At 63.0% G+C, this 2,832-nt stretch carries 3 protein-coding genes and 1 pseudogene; 2 read left to right on the forward strand and 2 right to left on the reverse strand.

Annotated elements, in window-relative coordinates:
• Positions 1 to 282: pseudogene (locus IL54_RS07050) on the forward strand (sensor histidine kinase); the annotation flags it as partial.
• Here the strand turns inward: IL54_RS07050 and tgt are convergent.
• Both tgt and IL54_RS07060 read right to left on the reverse strand, forming a co-directional pair.
• On the reverse strand, positions 272 to 1,414 hold the full coding sequence (gene tgt / locus IL54_RS07055) for a tRNA guanosine(34) transglycosylase Tgt (protein WP_037474309.1): 1,143 nt from the start codon (positions 1,412 to 1,414) through the stop codon (positions 272 to 274). The pseudogene IL54_RS07050 and the gene tgt sit on opposite strands and share 11 nt — an antisense overlap.
• A gap of 31 nt (positions 1,415 to 1,445) precedes the next feature.
• On the reverse strand, positions 1,446 to 1,598 hold the full coding sequence (locus IL54_RS07060; RefSeq protein ID WP_237236369.1) for a hypothetical protein: 153 nt from the start codon (positions 1,596 to 1,598) through the stop codon (positions 1,446 to 1,448).
• Positions 1,599 to 1,931: 333 nt separating this feature from the next.
• Here IL54_RS07060 and IL54_RS07065 point away from each other — a divergent pair, with 333 nt between their 5' ends.
• Positions 1,932 to 2,804, forward strand: coding sequence for a crotonase/enoyl-CoA hydratase family protein (locus IL54_RS07065; protein WP_443211281.1), 873 nt, complete (start codon positions 1,932 to 1,934; stop codon positions 2,802 to 2,804).
• Positions 2,805 to 2,832: the final 28 nt, after the last annotated feature.

A 2,832-nucleotide genomic window follows, 5' to 3' on the forward strand; every position in this document is an offset into this window, starting at 1 on the left:
GCCGTGCCGATCGCGTTCCTGCTGACCGAATTGGTCGAACTGGCGATGATGCTCGATCCCCAGGGGACGATGCGGATTTCCGCGCATGTGTTGCCGGAGCAAGCCAATCGGGCGCTGCTGAGTGTCGTGTCGTCGGGCCTGCGGGCGTCGGAAGACATGACGGTTCACCTGTCCGAACGCTATGGCCGGGTGCTGACCGGCCTGTCGCGCCAGTTGCGCTCTGCGCTGGACCATGATGGCGAGGCGGGTAGCTACGCCATCGCGATCACGATCATTCCTTAGACGGTACGCGCTGATAGTCGCGGCGGAAGGCGGCGGTGAAGGCCGTAAACTGCCCGGCCGCGATCGCATCGCGCATCCCCTGCATCAACGCCTGGTAGAAATGGATGTTATGCTGGGTCATCAGCATCGCGCCCAGCATTTCGCCCGCCTTGACGAGATGATGGAGATAGGCGCGGCTCCAGGTGGTGCAGACCGGGCAGGCGCAGCGCGGATCGAGCGGTCCCTGATCTTCGGCAAAACGGGCATTGCGGATGTTGAGCGGTCCCGCCCAGGTGAAGGCCTGGCCATTGCGGCCAGACCGGGTCGGTAGCACGCAATCGAACATGTCGATGCCGCGCTCCACCGCGCCGACGATGTCGTCGGGCTTGCCCACACCCATCAGATAACGGGGCTTGTCGGCGGGCAGCATGTCAGGCGCGAAGTCGAGCGTGGCGAACATCGCCTGCTGCCCCTCCCCCACGGCAAGCCCCCCCACGGCATAGCCATCGAAGCCGATGTCGATCAGCTGCTGGGCCGATTCCCGCCGCAGCCCTTCATCGAGCGATCCCTGCTGGATACCGAACAGCGCCGCGCGGTCGGCATGGTCGCCGCCAGCATCGAAACCGTCGCGCGAGCGTTTGGCCCAGCGCATCGAGCGCTCCATGGACTTGGTCGCCTCCTCATGGGTGCAACCATTTTTGGTACATTCGTCAAAGGCCATGACGATATCGCTGTCGAGCAGGCGCTGGATCTCCATCGATCGCTCCGGCGTCAGCATATGCTTGGACCCGTCGATATGGCTGGAGAAAGCGACGCCCTGCTCGCTCATCTTGGTCAGCGCCGACAGGCTCATCACCTGATAGCCGCCGCTATCGGTCAGGATCGGCCGGTCCCAGCCCATGAAACCATGCAGCCCGCCCAGCCGCGCCATACGCTCGGCACCGGGGCGCAGCATGAGATGATAGGTATTGCCCAGGATGATGTCGGCACCCGCGGCGCGCACTTCGGCCGGGCGCATCGCCTTCACCGTGGCGGCGGTGCCGACCGGCATGAAGGCGGGCGTGCGGATCTCGCCCCGGCGCATACTGATTGCGCCGGTACGGGCCTTGCCGTCGGTGGCGGCGATGGAAAAGGAGAAGCGGGGCTGGGTCATCTGCGCGCTCTAGGAGCGAACGTGCAGGCGTTCAACCCGCCTTGCGGACGCCTTCGAACAGCGCGAGAGCGTCGATATTGAAGCCTTCGACCCGGCGATAGGGACCGATGAAGCGCAGGCAGTCGGTCGAAAGGCGCAAGGGCCAATGCGCGCCCGTGTGGTCGTGCAAAGCCAGGGTGGCCATTTGGGGATCGGATCGCTCTCGACGCATGACAGCCGAGATAATCGGCAAAGATTAACAAGATGCTTGTGACCCATCTTTACGATCGTCCGACAGGGCACTTTGTTGCAATATCGCAACTATCCGCGTGCATAACCTTATTTTTGGGCGACCGGGGTGCAACAGTTGCGTATAAAGATGGTTAACGGGCGCGGTCGAGTGAACCGCCGATTGCATCCGGCTTACCGGCCTGTTTTGTTGAGACCCAACGAAAAATCGGGGGCGCACATGATTGATTCAGGACAATTTAATTCCGCGAGCGAAACAGGGGCGAAACCGATGGCCGCCGAGAGGAATATGGTTACCGAAGACGCTGCGGAACGGGCGCTTGTAGAGGATATTGCGCGCTCCACCCTGTTCGACCTGGGGCAGATCGATGTGCGGTGGGACGCGGAATTGGGGACTTTGTGGGCGTTCATGACGCCGCTCGAACGGCCCAATTCCAACCTGTCCCTGATTCGCGATACGATGTCCTGGCAACGCGAGAGCCGCCGCCTGTTCGAAGACAAGGGCGGGATGCTGAAATTCATGGTTTTGGGGTCGCGATTCCCCGGCGTGTTCAACCTGGGCGGTGATCTGGAAATGTTCGCCGAATGCATCCAGCGCCGCGACCGCGACACACTGCTGCGCTATGGCATCGCCTGTTGCGAGATCGTCGATCGCATCTGGCATTGCAACGACATGAACATCATCAATATCGGGCTGGCGCAGGGGGATGCGCTGGGCGGCGGGCTGGAAGCGCTGATGTGCTTCGACGTCATCATCGCCGAACGGCAGGCCCGCTTTGGCCTGCCCGAAGTGTTGTTCGGCCTGTTCCCCGGCATGGGCGCCTATTCCATCCTGTCGCGCCGGGTCGGCCCGGTGCTGGCGCGCCAGATGATTACCGATGGGCGCGTCTATAGCGCCGAGGAAATGTTCGACATGGGCATCGTGACCCAGGTCGTCGAAGAAGGCGAAGGCGAAGCTGCGACCGTCGCCTGGATCAAGGATCACCGGGCGCATCATGCCGGTTATGTCGGCATCAACCGCGCCGGGCGGCGGGTCAATCCGATGACGCTGGACGAACTGACCGATATCGTGACGACCTGGACCGATACGGCGCTGGCCCTGTCGGACCGTGACCTGCGGATGATGCGGCGATTGGCGGCGGCACAGACCCGCCTGCGCTGAGCGACGGCGGTTCAGGCGAGGCGGCGAC

Source organism: Sphingobium sp. ba1 (genome assembly GCF_000743655.1).
In the GTDB taxonomy this organism is placed as follows: domain Bacteria; phylum Pseudomonadota; class Alphaproteobacteria; order Sphingomonadales; family Sphingomonadaceae; genus Sphingobium.

What these genes read in the sequence shown, in the direction of transcription:
- IL54_RS07060 (WP_237236369.1), bottom strand. Translation starts at nt 1,598, where the DNA reads ATGGCCACCCTGGCTTTGCACGACCACACGGGCGCGCATTGGCCCTTG.
- IL54_RS07065 (WP_443211281.1), top strand. Translation starts at nt 1,932, where the DNA reads ATGGTTACCGAAGACGCTGCGGAACGGGCGCTTGTAGAGGATATTGCG.
- tgt (WP_037474309.1), bottom strand. Translation starts at nt 1,414, where the DNA reads ATGACCCAGCCCCGCTTCTCCTTTTCCATCGCCGCCACCGACGGCAAG.